Genomic DNA, 16,636 nt, shown 5'->3' with positions numbered 1-16,636 from the left:
GACCGGGCTCACTACGCTGTCCGCCATGCGAACGGACACCGGGACAGCACGCGGCTCCGGCACGGTCTGGCGGGCACTGCGGGCCGAGCTCGACCGGGCGCGGGAACGAGGCACTGACGAGCCGGCCGTCGTCGACGTCGGCGGCGGCAGCGGGGTGTGGGCGGTGCCGCTGGCCGCCGAGGGCTGCCGGGTGACCGTGGTCGAGCCGAGCCCGAACGCGCTGGCGACCCTGCGGCGGCGCGCCGAGGAGGCCGGCGTCGGCGGGGCGATCACCGTCGTGGCCGACGACACCGACGCGCTCGCCGCGCGGATCCCGGCCGGTTCGGCCGACCTGGTGCTGGCGCACGGCCTGCTCGAGGTGGTCGACGACCCGGCCGCGGTGGCCGCCGCGCTGGCCGGGATCGTGGCGCCGGGCGGCGCGGTGTCGGTGCTGGTCGCCAACCGGCACGCGGCCGCGCTGCACCGCGCCCTGGCCGGCCGGGTGCGCGAGGCGCACGCGCTGCTGACCAGCTCCGACGGGGTGCTCGCGGACGACGGGGAGACGCTGCTGCGCCGCTTCGACGCCGACGGCCTGCGCGGCCTGCTGGCCGGCGCGGGGCTGCGGGTGGAGCTCATCCAGGGCGACGGGGTCGTGTCGGACGTGCTGGGTGAGGTCGAGTCGGAGCAGTACACCGCCGACGACCTCGCCGACTTCGAGGCCGCCGCGGGCGCGATCCCGCCGCTGCGCGACCTCGCCAGCCGCCTGCACGTGCTCGCCCGCCTCTGACCGGAACTGTCGGACCCCCTGCGTAGGCTCGTGCGCGATGGGTAGGAATGCGGCCCTGCCGGCCGGGTACGAGCGGTTCCGGGTGAGCGCGGGGCACACACCGGACGACACCGGCTGCGGTCTGCTGCACGTCGACATGGACGCGTTCTTCGCGGCCGTGGAGCTGCGCACGCGGCCGGAGCTGGTGGACAAGCCGGTGATCGTCGCGGGCGCGGGCCCGCGGTCGGTGGTGACGTCGGCGAACTACCCGGCGCGCGAGTACGGCGTGCGGGCGGCGATGCCGGTCGCGGTGGCGCGCCGGCTGTGCCCGCACGGGGTGTTCCTGCCGCCGACGCACGGGCTCTACGGCGAGGTGTCGAAGGGCGTGATGGCGATCTTCCGGGAGCTGACGCCGCTGGTGGAGCCGCTGAGCCTGGACGAGGCGTTCCTGGACGTCAGCGGCGCCCTGCGGCGGCTGGGGGAGACGCCGGCGGGCATCGCCGAGCTGATCCGCCGCCGGGTCCGGGCGGAGCACGGCATCACCTGCTCGGTCGGGGTGGCGCCGGTGAAGTTCGTGGCGAAGCTGGCCTCGGGCATGGCGAAGCCGGACGGGGTGGTCGTGGTGCCCGCCGGGCGGATCCTGGAGTTCCTGCACCCGCTGCCGATCTCCGCGCTGTGGGGCGTCGGGAAGAAGACCGAGGAGAGCCTGCGCCGGCTCGGGTTGTCCACGATCGCCGACATCGCGGCGGCGCCGCTGCCGCGGTTGCGCAAGGCGGTCGGCAACGCCGCGGCCGAGCACCTGCACGCGCTGGCGCACGGGCGCGACGAGCGCGGCGTGGTGGTCGATTCGCCGGAGAAGTCGCTGGGCGCCGAGCACACCTTCGACACCGACCAGCGTGACCCGCGGGTGCTCGAGCGCGAGCTGCTGCGGCTGTCCGAGCGGGTCGCGGAGAGCCTGCGGCGGCGGGGGCTGCGCGGGCGCACGGTGTCGATCAAGGTGCGGTTCGCCGACTTCCGCACGATCACCCGGGCGCGGACGCTGCCCGCGGCCACCGACGTGGCCCGGGTGATCCACTCGACGGCGGTCGCGCTGCTGGCGGAGGCGGTCGCCGGGGCCGATGTCCGCCTGCTCGGAGTGCGGGTGGAGGGGCTGACCGGGGAGGCCGAGCCGGAGCAGCTGACCTTCGACCAGCCCGCGCCGCGGTGGCGGGACGCGGAGGTGGCGGCGGACGTGGCGCGGTCGAAGTTCGGCGCGGCGGCGGTCCGGCCGGCGTCACTGATCGTGTCCAACCCCGACCCGGCTCGGGGGGAACCCTGAGGCGCGTGAAACGTTGAGCAGAGGGGCGGCGACACCCCAGCAAGAACACCAGCGCCCAGGACGGCGGGGAGATTTGAGCCAAACGGGGCACAGGTTGGAGTGGGATCGGGTAGTCCTGATCGCGAAGGACTCGTATCCTGGAGGGTGACACCACTAGGGGTGTCTGTTGGGTCCAGGACGTTGCGCGGCCCGGCGCCCGCGACAGCTGTGCCGGAGGAGGAAAGATGCCACTCTCCGAGCATGAGCAGCGGCTGCTCGACCAGATCGAGCGCGAGCTCTATGCCGAGGACCCCAAGTTCGCGTCTACGGTGCGCGGTGCCCGGTTCCGCCGGCCCGCCCGCCGCCGCCGAATCCAGGGGATCGCGCTGTTCGTCGTCGGTGTCGCCCTGCTCGTACTGGGTGTGATGGTGCGGGCCCTGTGGGTCGCCGACGTGCCGTTGATGAGCGTGTTCGGTTTCGTCGTGATGTTCGCGGGCGCGATGCTCGCGTTGTTCTCCGGCCGTGGCGGGGGCGACGGCACGCAGAGCGGTGGCAAGCCCGTCAAGGCGAAGAGTTCGTTCACGCAGCGGATGGAAGAGCGTTTCCGCCAGCGCTTCGAAGAGCAGTAGTTCTTCTCCGCGAAGTGCCTACGTCCAGTGCGGGCGTAGGCACTTTCGCATGGGCCCCTCAGCCGACCGCGGCCGGTCAGCGGCGCCAGTGGCACGGCGCTGCCGCCCGCGGCAACGGCCGGTCCGGAAGCGGCTGACGAGGCGCCCGCACGGGAGGCTGCCCGCCGGCGGGTGAACCGCGCTGGGGCGCGGGCCGTGGTCGCCGAAGCCGCCGTGCGGGGGTCTCAAGCTCATGCCTCGTGACGCGTGCTGGCGCGGACGACCACCGACCAGGAAGTCTCGACCGGGGCGTCGGCGCCGAGGGCGATCAGCGCGCAGCTCCGGCCCTGGTCGCGCAGGGACTGGGCGATCGTGGTGAGCCCCGCCGATTCCGCGTCCGGGTCGTCGTCCCAGCCGGCGACCGCGAGGTCCCCCGGCACCCGCAGGCCCCGGCGGCGGGCGGCGTCCAGGACGGCGAACGCCAGCTGGTCGCTCATCGCCACCACCGCGTCCGCCCCGGTGTCCAGCAGGGCGTCGGCCATCTCCGCCGCTGCGGCGCGGTCGTTGCGGGCCACCACCGCCACCGGCAGCTCTCGCCAGTCGAGACCCGCGTCCTGGCAATACTCTGCGATGCCGCGTAGCCGTTCCCGCGTCACCGGGAACTCCACGCCGTCGGGGGCCGGCCCGGTCACCAGCCGCGCCCTGCGGTCCCGGCCGAACGGGAAGCTCAGCACCGCGGGCCGCGCCGCCCCGGCGAACGTGCGGGCGGCCAGGTCACGCGCCGAGGCCCGGTTGTCGATCGTCACCACCCGCGCGCCGGGCGCGGCCGGGCCGCCGTGCACCGCGACCGGCTTGCCCAGACCGGTCACCACGGGCAGCACCGGGTCGTCGTCGGCGGTGGTCCAGACGATGTAGCCGTCCACCGACGCCGACGTCACGCGCTCGACGTCGGTGTCCGCCCCGGTGGTCGGAATCAGGTTCAGCCCGGTCCCGCGCTCGCGGCAGACCTCGGCGACCCCCGTGAGGAAGCTGCGAGCCTGCGGGTCCTCGAAGGCGTAGGCGAGGTGCTCGCCGAGCACCACGCCGATCGTGCCGGTGCGGCGGCGGCGCAGCGACCGCGCGGTCGGGTCCGGCCCCCGGTAGCCCAGCTCGGCGGCCACCGCGCGGACCCGCCGCAACGTCTCCGGAGCGACCCGGTCCGGCTGGTTGTAGCAGTACGACACGGTCATCGGCGAGACACCGCTGCGGCGCGCCACCTCGGCCATCGTGACGCGGGGCGATCCCGGGCTGGACATGCCCACACCCTATCTGTGTATCGTTACACAATGCGCATCCACAAGACGGGTGTCGCGCTCGGAGCGCTCAGCGCCGCCTGCTTCGTGTCCGTGACCTCGGAGAACCTGCCGGTCGCCCTGCTGCCGCAGTTCGCGGCCGGGTTCGACGTGTCCGGTTCGGCCATCGGGCTGCTGATGACCGGGTACGCGATCGTGGTCGCGGTCTCGGTCGTCCCGCTGGTCGCGCTGACGGCCCGCTGGGACCGCCGCACGGCCGCGCTCGTCACGGTCGCGGCGATCGCGGTGTCGAACCTGCTGCTGGCGCTCGCGCCCGGATACGCCGTCGCGGTGGTCGCCCGGCTGGTCGCGGCGGCCGGGCACGGGGTGTTCTGGTCGGTGGTCGCGCCGATGGCCGCCCGCCTGCTCGGACCGCAGCGGGCCGGCCGCGCCACCGCGGTGGTCTTCGCGGGCAACTCGCTGGCGTTCCTCTTCGGGCTCCCGCTGAGCTCGTGGCTCGGCGAGACGATCGGCTGGCGGCCCACTGTCCTCGCGGTGGCCGGCGCCGCCGCGCTGGCGGCGGTGGCGATCCGCGCGACGGTCGAACCCACCCCGGCCGGACCGCCGGCGCCGCGCCGCGGATCGCTGAACCGGGCCCTGCTCCCCGTCAACCTCGCCACGCTGATCGTGGTGACCGGGCACTTCGCCGCCTTCACCTACATCACCGCGATCATCGCCCGGTCCGTCCACCTCACCGGGGCGGCGACGTCCGGCCTGCTGTTCGCGCACGGCGCGGCCGGCCTGCTCGGCCTGGTCCTGATCGGGCGGCGGGTGGACAGCCATCCGCGCGCCACCGCCGTGGTCGTCACCGGCGGGCTCGCGGTGTGCATGCTCGTGCTGCTGATCCCGGGTTCCGGCGTGCTCGCTGGTGCGGCGGTCGTGCTGTGGGCCGTGCCGGCCGGCGGGATGGCCGTGGTGCTGCAGGCCGCGGTCCTGCGCGTGGCCGGCCAGCCGGACCTGGCGTCCGCGGTCTACATCGTCGCCTTCCAGATCGGCATCGCCACCGGTGCCGCGGTCGGCGGCGCCGCCCTCGACCACGGCGCCCTGCCCGCCGCGGTGGCGCTGGCGGCGGGGTGCGGGCTGGCCGCCACGCTGGTCGTCCGCCGGTCCGCCGCGTTCCGGGGAGCGTCATGAGGCCGTGGTGGCAGGACGCGGTGATTTACCAGGTCTACCCGCGCAGCTTCGCCGACAGCGACGGCGACGGCATCGGCGACCTGCCGGGCATCCTCGAACGGCTGCCGTACCTGCGGTGGCTCGGCGTGGACGCGCTGTGGATCTCGCCGTTCTTCCGGTCGCCGATGCTCGACTTCGGCTACGACATCAGCGACCACACCGCCGTCGACCCGGTCTTCGGCACCGATGCCGACGCCGACGCCCTGATCACCGCCGCGCACGAGCACGGTCTGCGGGTGATCCTGGACATCGTGCTCGGCCACACCAGCGACCGGCACCCGTGGTTCACCACGCGCCCGGACTTCTACGTGTGGCGGGACGGGACCAGGCCCCCGAACAACTGGCTCGCCGGGTTCCCGCCGGGCAGCCCAGCCTGGACGTGGCATCCCGAAGCGGGGCGCTGGTACCTGCACTCGCACCTGCCGCAGCAGCCCGACCTGGACTGGACAAACCCGGCGGTGCGCGCCGCGCAGCTGGACGTGCTGCGGTTCTGGCTGGACCGCGGTGTGGACGGGGTGCGGCTCGACTCGATCAACCGTCTCGGCAAGGACCCGGCGTTGCGCGACAACGTGCCCGGCGAGCCGTCGCGGCAACAGGACTGGCCGACGCTGCACGCGTACCTGCGCGAGGTCCGCGCGGTCGCCGACTCCTACCCGGACGTGGCGGTGATCGGGGAGGTGTGGGAGTTCGACCAGCGCCGGATCCTGCCCTACCTCGCGCCCGGGGAGCTGCACCTGGCGCACAACTTCGTGTTCGCCCGGGTGCCGTGCGATGCCGCGGCGATCCGGCGCACCGTCGAGGAGTTCCTGGACCTGGCCGGGCCGGACGTGTGGCCCGCGTGGTTCCTGAACAACCACGACGAGCCCCGGATCGCGAGCCGCTGGTCCGCGGCCGGGGCGCGCCTGGCGGCGGTGCTGCTGCTGACCCTGCGCGGCACGCCGTTCCTGTACCAGGGTGAGGAGCTGGGCCTGCCGGACACCGCGTTGCCGCCCGGGGCGGGCACCGATCGCAACGGCCGCGACCCGCAGCGCACCCCGATGCCGTGGGCGCCGCCGTCCGTGGCCGGCCCCGGCGCCGGGTTCACCACCGGCGAGCCGTGGCTGCCGGTCGGCGACACGGCCGAGCACCTCAACGTGGCCGTGGAGCGGCGGGACCAGGGGTCGATGCTGGCGCTGTACCGCGCGCTGCTGGCGCTGCGGCGCGCCCGGCCCTCACTGCGCCACGGCAGCCAGGAGTTCCTGGACGCGCCGCCCGGCGTGCTCGCCTACCAGCGCGTGGCGGACGGCGAACGCACCCTGGTGGCCCTGAACTTCAGCGACACGCCACGCGCACTCGGGTTCGGCGGGCGGGTGCTGGTCTCGACGGACGGCGGTGGTGACGTGCTCGGCCCGGGCGCCGGCGCCGTGTTCGACGTCGGCTAGCAGTCGCGACTCGTGAGGTTGTGGACGGCGTGCTGGGTTGGTTGTGGGGAGGGCCTCCGGGCGGAGTGCGTGTATGCCCCGCAGCTGATGGTGGCGCGATGTCGGGCGGCCCGGATCGCCGAACACGGGCCTACCGCCTGGCAGCCCTGCCCGCACGGGCAGGCCACCCCCATCACCCGACTGCCCCGACGATCGACAACCTGTCAAATCACGCGCGCTAGCGCCGGCGGAAGACCGAGCGCGGGAACAGCCGCCCGCGCCAGGACATCGGCGCGTTGCGCTGCAGGCTCCGGCGCAGCCCCTCGAACGCGGTCGCGAAATCGGCGTCCGTGGACTGGCTGGGGGAGTACCACGAGCGCTCCACCTCGGTGATCACCGTGCGCAGGTCGGCCTTCCCGGCGTCGTCCAGGTTGTGCTGCACCGCCATCTTCTGCGCCGCCGCCCGCACGGTGTCGCTCGGTGGGATCGGGACGCCGCGGTCGGCGCACTCGTCCATCAGCTCAGCCCACGCCGCGTCCGCCGCGCCCGGCCGGTGCGCCGTGATCGCGGTGAGGCGCCGCCGCCGCTGGATCTCCCGCAGCACCGCCGGGGTCAGCCCCGCCACCGCGAGCAGGAACAGCACCAGGGCCAGCACCCAGTGCACCAGCCACGCGGTGAGCACCACGGCGACCAGCCACGCCCCGGCCGCGGCCAGCGGCAGCCAGGACGCCGTCCGCCCGCGGAACTTGCGGATCGCGACGAACGCGCCGGCGGTCAGGGCCAGCGCGATCAGCACCAGCACCAGCGCGATCCACCCGGTCCAGCCCGGCGCCGAACCGGCCGGCGCGGCCTGCGTGCCACCCGGGTTGGCGGCGCTGCCCTGCGTCTCGGGGGCCCCGGTGGGCGCGACCCGCGTGGTGGACACGCTCGGCACGTCCTGCTCCTCCGAGTCCGAGGACCCGCTGGAGGTGGCGCCGGACTGCAGGTACGGCGGGACGTAGCCGCGGCCGTCGGAGCGCGGGGTCGGGTCGAAGCTGACCCAGCCCAGGTCGTCGAAGTACACCTCGACCCACGCGTGCGCGTCCTGCGAGGTGATCATGCGCGAGTCGCCGTCGGCGTAGCCGGAGGTGAACCCGACCGCCACCCGGGACGGGATGTTCAGCACCCGCAGCATCACGGCCATCGCGGAGGCGAACTGCTCGCAGAAGCCGCGCTTGCCGTTGAGCAGGAAGTCGGCCAGGGCGTCGCTGTCGGTCGCGGCGGCCGTCTCCGTGTCGTAGGTGAACCCGTTCTCGGCGCTGAAGTACCGCCAGATCGCGCTTGCCCGGTCGAAGTCGGTGGCCGCGCCCGCCGCGAGGTCCCGGGCGAGGCTGACCACGCGCGGGTCGACACCGGTGATCTGGCTGTAGCTCGCCGGGATGTCGCCGCCGCGGGTGCTGGCCGACTTCAGCTGTTCCTTCGTCGGCTCGGCCAGGGACGCGGTCTCCACGTAGGCCGGGATGCGCTGCTTGCGCTCGCTGAACACCGCGCCGCTGGTCGGGTCGTAGTACCAGCCCTGCGACACGCCCTGCAGGCCGCGCAGCTGCCCGTACACCGGCATCCACACGTCGACCCAGTTCAGCGGCTCGATCTGGATCTGGCGGGCCTCGCCGGCGCCGTCGTCACCGGGCGCGGCGGGCAGCGGCTGGTTGGCCGGGAAACCGGCCGGCATCGGGCCGTCCGGCAGGCTCCAGCCGCGGTTGGGGCGGTAGGTGTCGAGCGTGAACGCGCGCAGCAGGCGCTTGTCGTTGCCCAGGCCGCGGACGCGGAACAGGTCGACCGTGTTGCCCTGGTCGAGCATGCCGCGCAGCGAGGTGAACGGGTTGACGCCCAGCCCGCCGGACCCGGCGCCGGCGCCGCTGCGGCCGCTGCCGGGCAGGCGCCCGACGGTGCCGACCGCGGTGATCGCGGTGCCCGCGACCAGGCCCAGGACCACGGCGACCGCGACCACGGCCACCGGTGCGGACGCGGCGGCCGGTGCGTTGCCGAGGCCGGAGTCGCGGTTGCGCCAGCGGCGGTGGCGGTGGTTGCCGTCGACGGCGAGCAGGCCCGCGAAGGCCGCCGCGCCGAGCAGGAACGTCCACCACGGGAGCATGTCGTCGGCCAGCGAGGCGGGCACCGCGTAGACGCACAGCAGCACCAGACCGGTGGCGGCGGGCGCGGAGGCGGCGACGGCGAGGGTGTCCACGAGCACCGCGACCAGGCCGATCGCGATGGTCACCAGGCACAGGATCGGCGGGGTCGCCTCGACCGGCGGCAGGCCGGTGCGGATCTGCTCGAACGCCGCGGTGAGGACGCCGTTGATCTCGCTGAACGCGGCCGGGCCGGGGATCACGCCGAGGATGCCGCTGCTGGTGAACACGCCGGTGATCAACAGCAACAGCACGACGAGCTGGGCCAGCCCGACGACCGCGGTCGGCGTGCGGATGGTCCGCAGGGCGAGCCCGGTGGCGGCGACGAGCACGACGGCCACCGTGACGTACCCGAGCCAGCCGGCCCCGCCGACGACGCCGGTCAGCGAGGTGGAGGCGCACAGGGTGGCGAGCCCGGCGGCGATCGGCGCGAGGATCGAGCCCCGCCACTGCGGCGGCGGCTCCACGACGCGCTGCGTGGGGCGGTGCAGCTCCGGCCGCCCCGGCGGCGGGGCGTCGGGCTGCTGCTCGGGACGCGGCGGACGGCCGGTCAGCGTGGTCACTGCGATCCCCCGGAGTTCAGGTGGCCGGCCGCGGGGCCCGTGATGCCCGCGGTGCACAGGGTGCCCTTGGCGCCCGCGGCGCGCGCGATGGCGTGGCGCGCGGGCGGGCGAAGGTGGTGTGGTCCGCGCGGGGCCGGGTTGGGCTCAGCGGCGGGGCGGGTGGTGATTTCAGCGGCGGGGCGGGTGGTGGTCGCCGTGGCGTGGAACGGGGCGGCGGTTCGCTGGGTGGCGGTGCCGGTGGTCGCGTGGAACGCGATGGGCTGACCGGGCGCGAAGTGGCGCGGGCCTGCCCGGTGACGCCGCTGCGCGGCGGTGGTCGTCGCGGCTGGGCGCGGGTCCGTGGTGCTGTCTCGCCGGGCGGTGGCGTGGCGCGCGGTGAGCCAGCCCGCCACGTGGCGCCGCTCCGCCGTGGCGGGGCGCGGGTCCGCGGTAGCGCCGCTGGTGGCGTGGCGCGCGGTGGGCTCACCAAGCGTGAACCGGCGCGAGCCCGCCGCGGAGCGGCCGTGGACCGATGCGCTGCCCGCCGTCAGACGGTCGCGCCCGTTCACAGCGCGCCCCCGATGAGGGTGCCCCGCCCCGCGGCGGTGCGGCACAAATCGCCCCAGACCTGGGGCATCGGGCTGTTCGGGCCGGCCACCACGACGCCCCAGCCGGCCGCCCGCAGCAGCGCCGCCGACTCCTCCGTCGCCGCCGCGCGATGTTCCGGCGCGCTCACGCCCCCGGACCACGCCGGGGTGTCCAGCAGCACCGCCAAGCTCCGGATGCCCCGCGGCCGGAACCGCGCCAGCTCCGTCACCGCCTGGTTCGACACCGTCCCCAGGATCGCGATCAGCTCCTGCCCCTCGGCCGGATCATGACCCGTCGTCAGGTCGCGCTGGTGCGCCGGCTGCAGCGCGGCCAGCGCGTCGAGCAGCACGTTGTCGTAGCCCTCGCCGCCGTCGCCGGGCACGTCGGCCAGCGGTTTGCCGTGCTCGGTGACCAGCCGGACGCGGTGCCCGGCCCGCCGCACGTGCACGCACACGCTCGCGGCGAACGAGATCGCCCACTCCAGGCTCGCGGCCGGCCCGGTGCCGTGGTGCGCCGCGGCCCGGTGGTCGAGCAGGACGGTCGTCCCGCCGCGCCACGGCCGCTCCTCGACCCGCACCATGATCTCGTCGCGCCGCGCGGTCGAGCGCCAGTGCACCTTGCGCAGGTCGTCGCCCTGCCGGTACTGCCGCACCACCACGTCGGTCTCGCCCTGGCCGGCGTGCAGCCGGACGCTGCCGTCGTCGCCCGCGCCGATCCCGGCGCCGCTGGGCAGCCCCCACAGGGACACCACCTTCGGCACCACGACCAGCCGCGAATGCGCGATCAGCTCGCGGTCGAACTCGCACAGCCCGAACGGGTCGGTCAGCGTCGCACGCAGCGGGCCGACCTGCTGGATCCCGCGCATCATCGGCTGGATCGGGTAGCGCAGCGCGATGACGCGGCCGTGCGGCAGGCGCTCCACGACGAAGCGCGGCCGCGACCCCAGCGCGTAGGGCACCCCGTCCTCGAGCAGGACCTCACCGGCGGGCAGCTTGCCGTCGCGCCACAGCGCCAGCTCCACCTCGCCCGCCGACCCGGCCGAGACGCGCTCGGGCAGCAGCTTGCGGGACGCGCCGATGCGCACCCGCGACGCCGCGATGAACAGGGCGATCAGCAGCGGCAGCGCCACCACGAACACCGCGACCCGCAGCAGGTCGCGCTCGTTGAGCACCACCGCGCACACCGCGGCCGCCACCCCGGCGGCGAGCAGGCACCGCCCCCGCGTGGTCAGCCCGGACAGCGAGCGGAACACGGCCGGCTACCGGCGGCCGGCGGTCTGCGGGTGACCGCCCTGGGGCACCGGCACCCGGTGCAGCACCGCGCGGACCACGTCGGTGGCGGAGCGGCGGGCCGCGTGCGCCTCGGTGGTCAGCACCAGCCGGTGCGCGAGCACCGGGACGGCGACCGCGTGCAGGTCGTCCGGGACGACGAAGTCGCGGCCGGACAGCGCGGCCTGGGCGCGCGCCGAACGGACCAGCTGCAGCGTGGCCCGCGGCGAGGCGCCCAGCCGGATCTCCGGCACCTGGCGCGTCGCGGCGACCAGGTCGACGGCGTACTTGCGCACCTCCGGCGCGATGTGCACCGTGCGGACCTGCTGGATCAGCCGGTTGAGGGTGGCCGCGTCGGACACCGGCTGCAGGTCGGCCAGCGGGTCGTGGCCGGAGTGCTCGTCGACCATGGCCAGCTCGGCCTGCTGGTCCGGGTAGCCGATCGACACACGCGCGGTGAACCGGTCGCGCTGCGCCTCGGGCAGGGCGTAGGTGCCCTCCATCTCGATCGGGTTCTGCGTGGCGATGACCATGAAGGGGTCGTCCAGGCGGTAGGTCGTGGTGTCGACCGTGACCTGCTTCTCCTCCATGCACTCCAGCAGCGCCGACTGGGTCTTCGGCGACGCGCGGTTGATCTCGTCGCCCACCACGATGTTGGCGAACACCGGGCCGGGCCGGAACTCGAACCCGCCGGTCTGCCGGTTGTAGATGGACACGCCGGTGACGTCGCTGGGCAGCAGGTCGGGCGTGAACTGGATGCGGCTGACCGTGCAGTCGATCGACCGGGCCAGCGCCTTGGCCAGCGACGTCTTGCCGACGCCCGGCACGTCCTCGACCAGCAGGTGGCCCTCGGCCAGCAGCGTCACCAGCGCGACGCGCACCACCTCGGGTTTGCCGACGAGCACCCGCTCGACGTTGCCCGCGATGCGGCGCATGGTCTCGTGCAGCTCACCGTGGCCGTTGTGGCTGATCGGCAGGCCGTGTGCCGGGCTCGCACCGGACGGGTGGTACGGCGCTTGCCCGGGCGCCTGCTCGCCGGTGAACTCCCCGGACGATGCAGGCTGTGTCCTCGACGTCACTCGACCTCCTGGTGCCGAAGCCCATTTTTCAAAACCGGAACACGGGTGCGGCCCGCCTGACCGCGCCGCGGCGCGGAAGGATCTCACAGCCGGGGACGGGTGCTGCGCGGTGGCCCGCCCCGGCACCCAGCCTGGCATCCAGTGTGTCAAACCCCGGCCAAGTCGGTCGAAGAACCCTGAATTCGATTCGGACGCTATGCTGCGGTCTGGAACCGGTCGGCTACCGAGAGGTGCGAACAGAACCGATGACCGACACGCACAGTGGCCTGAACGTGAACGCGGGGGCGTTCGCGGTCTCGCCCGAGCTGGCGGCCGGGGCCTATCAGCAGATCAGTCAGCTCCAGGACGTCGTCGGCGAGATGGTGCGGGAGGCCCGGGTGCTGGGCCGCACCGTGCCGCTGGGCGGCGGGTACGCCGGCGAGGTCGGCGAGTTCATGGCCCGCTACGGCCTGGGCGGTCCCGGTTCGGCGGCCGACTCGCTGATCCGGTTCGGCCAGGAGCTGGAGACGCTGAAGACGAACATCCGCCGCGCGCTGAAGCGGTACTCCGACAGCGACGACGACGCCGCCGAGGGCGTCGACTGCAGCGGTGGCTGAGCGGATGCGCGGTGCGGTCCTGGTGCTCGCCGCCGGCGCGCTGCTCACCGCGTGCGGGCAGCCGGCTTCGCGGCCCGCGGCGCCGGTCCCGTCCAGCCCCGCCTCGGCCTCGCCCAGCGCGCCGCCTGCCGGTCTGGCGGGGCTGAAGCCGTGCGAGCTGCTGTCCACGACCGACCGCTCCACCGCCGGGCTGACCTCGCTGGGCGAGGAGAAGACCATCGGCACCGCACGAGCCTGCGACTGGACCGAGCCGGGCACCTTCGGCGTCACCGTCACGCTCGCCGAGGACGCGCCGCTGGCGTCGCTGGAGATCGACAAGGGCACCGGCAAGCGCGTGACCGTGGGTGCGCACAAGGGCTTCCGGGTGTCCGACCGCCGCGCCGGGGACGGCACGTGCGCGGTCCTGCTCGGCGTCGGCCAGGAGGCCAGCGTGCAGGTGGACGTGACCAACACGGGTTTCGCGGACACGCCGCTCGCGTGCGAGCGGGCGGACACCGTGGCCCGGCTGATCGAGCCGAAACTGCCCTGAGGAGCCGGCGTGAACCAGGTGCCCGAGCCGACGACGCGGTACGAGTCCTACACCCACGAGGCGATGGCGGCCGAGGTCGCCGACGGCAACGACCCGGCCACCGCCGGCCGCATCGGCGAGCAGTGGGCCGGGCTGGCCGCGCGGCTGCGCGAGTCGGCGCAGGCGCTCGGCACGATCGCGGAGCGGGCGGGCGAGGCGTTCGAGGGCCCGGCCGGGGAGGCGCTGCGCAAGACGCTGGCCAAGGCCGAGAGCTGGTCCGGGCACGCCACCGAGCTGTCGGCGACCCTGTCCGACGCGGTCGGGCGCCAGGCCGGGATCGCCGCGCGGGCGCGGGACGAGATGCCGCCGCCGGTGCCCTACGACCCGGCCGCGATGATCCGCGAGGCCGCCGCGAGCGGGAACTTCGCGGCGCTGGCCGGGCTGTCGGACGCCATGGAGCAGCGGCGGGCGGCCGCCGAGGAGGCCCGCCAGAAGGCGATCGACGTGCTCAACGCGCGCGACGCGGCCCTGCGCGAGTCGGTGCCGGGCCGGTTCTTCGACGAACCACCGGAGCTGGGGCAGTCGTGATCCGGGTCTCGGCGTCCGCGTTCGACGTCCTGTGGCACGACCTCGGGCACACCCGGGTGCCGGTGCCGCTGGAGGTCCGCAGTGTCGGCGCGACCGAGGCCGAGCGCGCCGAGATCCGCCGCGCGGTGCACGCGAACCTGGCCGAGCGGGGGCTTCTCGACGGCGGCCGGCTGGACCCCGCGCTGGAGTCGCGGCTGGCGACCCTGGCGACGGCGGAGGTCTACGTCGAGTGCGAGGCCCTGGCTGATCTGGAGGCGGAGGCGCCGTTCCGGGCGGTGGCCGCGGCCGGCGGCAGGCGGGGCGTGCTGGCGGCGCAGCCGAGCCGGACCATCGGGCTGTCCGGGATCCGCGACACGGAGATCTTCACCGCGGTCGTCGACCTGCTGCCCCCACTGGAGCCCGGGCCGGGCTACGGAGTCAGCCTCCCGGCCGACGCGCTGTCCGGGGGCGGTGGTTCGCGAGCGGCGGCGCGGCAGGTGGACGAGGTGCGGGCGATCCAGTCCCGGCCGGTGCTCGGGGCCGGGCAGTTCACGGTGCGCGTGCGCGAGGCCGGGCGGCTGCGCCGGGCCGGTGGCGTGAGCTGGTTCCGCACCGACCAGGGCGCGTACCTGGGCACCGTGGAGCCGGGGCGCGGGGGAGCGGCGTGGGTGAACGTGGTCCCCGCCGGCTCGGCGAAGGTGGCGGCGCGGCTGGCGGAGCTGCTCGGCTGAGCCCAGGCCCGAACGCCGGACGACGCGCACCTGACCCGCGCGGCTCGCGCGCCGGAACGTCGAGCTCGCGGAGCTTCGCGGGTACCCGGGCGGCCGTGCTCACCCGGATGCCCCACTGTCCTCCACCCGCTTCCCCACCCATCCCCACCGCGCTCCCCACTTCCACCCACCGCCCGCCCCACCGGCCCCCACCAGAGGCCCGAAACGCCGTTCCGCGGGCGCGAAAGCTACCCGGTGCGGGGGAGGCCCGCCGCGGCTCCCCACCTTCTCCCCACTTCGACCCCCTCGCGCTGACCTGCGTAAATACCGCCAGGATCGCCCGGTCGGGCATCCTTGCGGCGTTGACTGTGGGGAAAAGTGGGGTACGGTGGTGCGCAGTGGGGCAGTAGGGAGGCCCCAGGGGCCGCATCCGGTGGAGCACCGGGGGCGGTGGGGAGGTGGATGCCGGTGTTCCTCGGCACCCACACACCCAAGCTGGACGACAAGGGGCGGCTCACGCTGCCCGCGAAGTTCCGCGACGCGCTGGCAGGTGGGCTGATGGTCACCAAGGGGCAAGATCACTGCCTCTTCGTCTTCCCGCGCGCGGAGTTCGAGCAGCTGGCCCGCAAGGTCGCGGAGGCGCCCTTCACCAACGAGGCGGTGCGGGCCTACCAGCGGTACCTGTTCGCGGGCACCGACGAGCAGCGTCCGGACGGCCAGGGGCGCATCGCGATCGCGCCCGAGCTCCGGCGCTACGCCGGGCTCAACAAGGAGTGCGTGGTGATCGGGGCGATCACGCGCTTGGAGATCTGGGACGCCCAGCGCTGGGAGTCCTACCTGGAGGAACACGAGGACAGCTACGCGCAGGCCCAGGAAGAGGTCCTGCCGGGAGTCTTCTAGGTGACCCGCGCCGTCGGGGGGCGCGGGTGGCGGAACGCGAGTGGGGGCGGGATCCGGCGACGGATGTCGTGAGGCCTCTGTCCGCTCAGTGGCCCTGGTGCACCTTCCCCGGCACCAGGTTCGCAGCGGGCGGGCGGGGACCTGACGGCATCCGCACGACGGCTTAAGGGGGTGGGAGAAGTGGCAGCCGAGGCCGCGCACGTGCCGGTCATGACCGAGCGCGTGCTGGAGCTGTTCGCTCCCGCGCTCGAGGGCCGCCCGGCCGTCGTGGTCGACGCGACCACCGGCCTGGGCGGGCACTCCGAGGCACTGCTCACCGCGTTCCCCCAGCTGAAGCTCATCGGCCTGGACCGGGACCCGCACGCGCTGGAACGCGCCGGCGCGCGGCTGGCGCCCTTCGGCGACCGCGCCCAGCTGGTGCACGCCGTCTACGACACCCTGCCGGACGTCCTCGACCGGCTCGGGTTGTCCCGTGTGGACGGTGTCATGTTCGACCTCGGCGTGTCCTCCATGCAGCTGGACTCCGAGGAACGCGGCTTCGCCTACGCCCGGGACGCCCCGCTGGACATGCGGATGGACCCCACCACCGGGCAGACCGCCGCGGACGTGCTCAACACCTACGAGCCGGGCGAGCTGGTCCGGATCCTGCGCGAGTACGGCGAGGAGCGGTTCGCCCAGCGGATCGTCAAGGCGATCGTCGCGGAGCGGGCGCGGCAGCCGTTCGACCGCAGCGAGCGGCTGGTGCGGTTGCTCTACGACGCGGTGCCGGCCGCGAGCCGCCGCACCGGCGGGCATCCGGCCAAGCGCACGTTCCAGGCGCTGCGCATCGAGGTCAACGGCGAGCTGGAGGTGCTGCGCCGGGCGATCCCCGCGGCGTTGTCCGCGCTGGCCGTGGGCGGCCGGATCGTCGTGGAGTCCTACCACTCGCTGGAGGACCGGATCGTCAAGCAGGCCTTCGCGGAGCTGGCGAAATCGCGCACGCCGCCCGGCCTGCCGGTCGAACTCCCCGGCCACGGGCCGGAACTGAAGCTGATCACGCGCGGCGCCGAGAAGGCGAGCGAGGAAGAGATCGAACAGAACCCGAGGGCGGCGTCCGTGCGGCTGCGGGTGGCGGAACGGATCAAGGAGGCGGACGCATGATCGACAATTGCGC

The 16,636-nt window shown here is 74.6% G+C and carries 15 protein-coding genes; 11 read left to right on the top strand and 4 right to left on the bottom strand.

The window, feature by feature from the left end:
• Positions 1-25: 25 nt before the first annotated feature.
• The 3 genes from IE290_RS09405 (at position 26) to IE290_RS09395 (ending at position 2,671) form a co-directional block, all read left to right on the top strand.
• Positions 26-766 carry a methyltransferase domain-containing protein gene (locus IE290_RS09405; protein ID WP_191244165.1) on the top strand — a complete coding sequence of 247 codons (741 nt, stop codon included), beginning with the start codon at positions 26-28 and terminating at the stop codon, positions 764-766.
• Positions 767-803: 37 nt separating this feature from the next.
• On the top strand, positions 804-2,063 hold the full coding sequence (dinB, locus tag IE290_RS09400; RefSeq protein WP_191244164.1) for a DNA polymerase IV: 1,260 nt from the start codon (positions 804-806) through the stop codon (positions 2,061-2,063).
• A gap of 224 nt (positions 2,064-2,287) precedes the next feature.
• Entirely contained in the window at positions 2,288-2,671 is a 384-nt protein-coding gene (locus IE290_RS09395; protein ID WP_191244163.1) for an SCO2097 family morphological protein, read from the top strand.
• A gap of 230 nt (positions 2,672-2,901) precedes the next feature.
• On the opposite strand, the gene IE290_RS09390 is transcribed toward IE290_RS09395, so the two are convergent.
• Positions 2,902-3,945 (bottom strand): LacI family DNA-binding transcriptional regulator, encoded by a 1,044-nt coding sequence (locus IE290_RS09390; RefSeq protein ID WP_229874353.1) that lies wholly within the window; start codon positions 3,943-3,945, stop codon positions 2,902-2,904.
• Positions 3,946-3,975: 30 nt separating this feature from the next.
• On the opposite strand from IE290_RS09390, the gene IE290_RS09385 reads away from it, so the two are divergent.
• Entirely contained in the window at positions 3,976-5,115 is a 1,140-nt protein-coding gene (locus IE290_RS09385) for an MFS transporter (RefSeq protein ID WP_191244162.1), read from the top strand.
• Positions 5,112-6,575 (top strand): alpha-amylase family glycosyl hydrolase, encoded by a 1,464-nt coding sequence (locus IE290_RS09380; RefSeq protein WP_191244161.1) that lies wholly within the window; start codon positions 5,112-5,114, stop codon positions 6,573-6,575. Before IE290_RS09385 ends, IE290_RS09380 begins: the two co-directional genes overlap by 4 nt.
• A gap of 217 nt (positions 6,576-6,792) precedes the next feature.
• Here IE290_RS09380 and IE290_RS09375 read toward each other — a convergent pair whose 3' ends face one another.
• The 3 genes from IE290_RS09375 to IE290_RS09365 all read right to left on the bottom strand — a co-directional run bounded on the left by IE290_RS09375 (position 6,793) and on the right by IE290_RS09365 (position 12,202).
• A complete protein-coding gene (locus IE290_RS09375; protein ID WP_191244160.1) occupies positions 6,793-9,288 on the bottom strand; it encodes a transglutaminase TgpA family protein in 2,496 nt (831 codons plus the stop codon).
• Between the two features lie 544 nt (positions 9,289-9,832).
• On the bottom strand, positions 9,833-11,107 hold the full coding sequence (locus tag IE290_RS09370) for a DUF58 domain-containing protein (RefSeq protein WP_191244159.1): 1,275 nt from the start codon (positions 11,105-11,107) through the stop codon (positions 9,833-9,835).
• A gap of 6 nt (positions 11,108-11,113) precedes the next feature.
• A complete protein-coding gene (locus IE290_RS09365; RefSeq protein WP_191244158.1) occupies positions 11,114-12,202 on the bottom strand; it encodes an AAA family ATPase in 1,089 nt (362 codons plus the stop codon).
• Positions 12,203-12,447: 245 nt separating this feature from the next.
• Between IE290_RS09365 and IE290_RS09360 the strand changes: the two genes are divergently transcribed.
• The 6 genes from IE290_RS09360 to rsmH all read left to right on the top strand — a co-directional run bounded on the left by IE290_RS09360 (position 12,448) and on the right by rsmH (position 16,623).
• Positions 12,448-12,798 carry a hypothetical protein gene (locus IE290_RS09360; protein WP_094005917.1) on the top strand — a complete coding sequence of 117 codons (351 nt, stop codon included), beginning with the start codon at positions 12,448-12,450 and terminating at the stop codon, positions 12,796-12,798.
• A complete protein-coding gene (locus tag IE290_RS09355) occupies positions 12,791-13,327 on the top strand; it encodes a DUF3558 family protein (protein WP_444541887.1) in 537 nt (178 codons plus the stop codon). The genes IE290_RS09360 and IE290_RS09355 overlap by 8 nt, the downstream gene beginning before the upstream one ends.
• Before the next feature lie 9 nt (positions 13,328-13,336).
• Entirely contained in the window at positions 13,337-13,894 is a 558-nt protein-coding gene (locus tag IE290_RS09350; RefSeq protein ID WP_191244157.1) for a PE-PGRS family protein, read from the top strand.
• The gene (locus IE290_RS09345; protein ID WP_191244156.1) at positions 13,891-14,604 is read left to right on the top strand and encodes an ESX secretion-associated protein EspG; all 714 of its coding nucleotides are present in this window, start codon (positions 13,891-13,893) and stop codon (positions 14,602-14,604) included. Before IE290_RS09350 ends, IE290_RS09345 begins: the two co-directional genes overlap by 4 nt.
• A gap of 447 nt (positions 14,605-15,051) precedes the next feature.
• Entirely contained in the window at positions 15,052-15,483 is a 432-nt protein-coding gene (gene mraZ / locus IE290_RS09340) for a division/cell wall cluster transcriptional repressor MraZ (protein WP_026153053.1), read from the top strand.
• Between the two features lie 180 nt (positions 15,484-15,663).
• On the top strand, positions 15,664-16,623 hold the full coding sequence (gene rsmH, locus IE290_RS09335) for a 16S rRNA (cytosine(1402)-N(4))-methyltransferase RsmH (protein ID WP_191244155.1): 960 nt from the start codon (positions 15,664-15,666) through the stop codon (positions 16,621-16,623).
• Positions 16,624-16,636: the final 13 nt, after the last annotated feature.

Source organism: Amycolatopsis deserti (genome assembly GCF_014653945.1).
Lineage (GTDB): Bacteria > Actinomycetota > Actinomycetes > Mycobacteriales > Pseudonocardiaceae > Amycolatopsis_E > Amycolatopsis_E deserti.
Note: the sequence above shows the minus strand (reverse complement) of the source record. Positions and strands in the feature narration are given on the sequence as shown.

Coding starts and splice junctions, on each gene's coding strand:
- IE290_RS09405 (WP_191244165.1), top strand. CDS start 26: ATGCGAACGGACACCGGGACAGCACGCGGCTCCGGCACGGTCTGGCGG.
- dinB (WP_191244164.1), top strand. CDS start 804: ATGGGTAGGAATGCGGCCCTGCCGGCCGGGTACGAGCGGTTCCGGGTG.
- IE290_RS09395 (WP_191244163.1), top strand. CDS start 2,288: ATGCCACTCTCCGAGCATGAGCAGCGGCTGCTCGACCAGATCGAGCGC.
- IE290_RS09390 (WP_229874353.1), bottom strand. CDS start 3,945: ATGTCCAGCCCGGGATCGCCCCGCGTCACGATGGCCGAGGTGGCGCGC.
- IE290_RS09385 (WP_191244162.1), top strand. CDS start 3,976: ATGCGCATCCACAAGACGGGTGTCGCGCTCGGAGCGCTCAGCGCCGCC.
- IE290_RS09380 (WP_191244161.1), top strand. CDS start 5,112: ATGAGGCCGTGGTGGCAGGACGCGGTGATTTACCAGGTCTACCCGCGC.
- IE290_RS09360 (WP_094005917.1), top strand. CDS start 12,448: ATGACCGACACGCACAGTGGCCTGAACGTGAACGCGGGGGCGTTCGCG.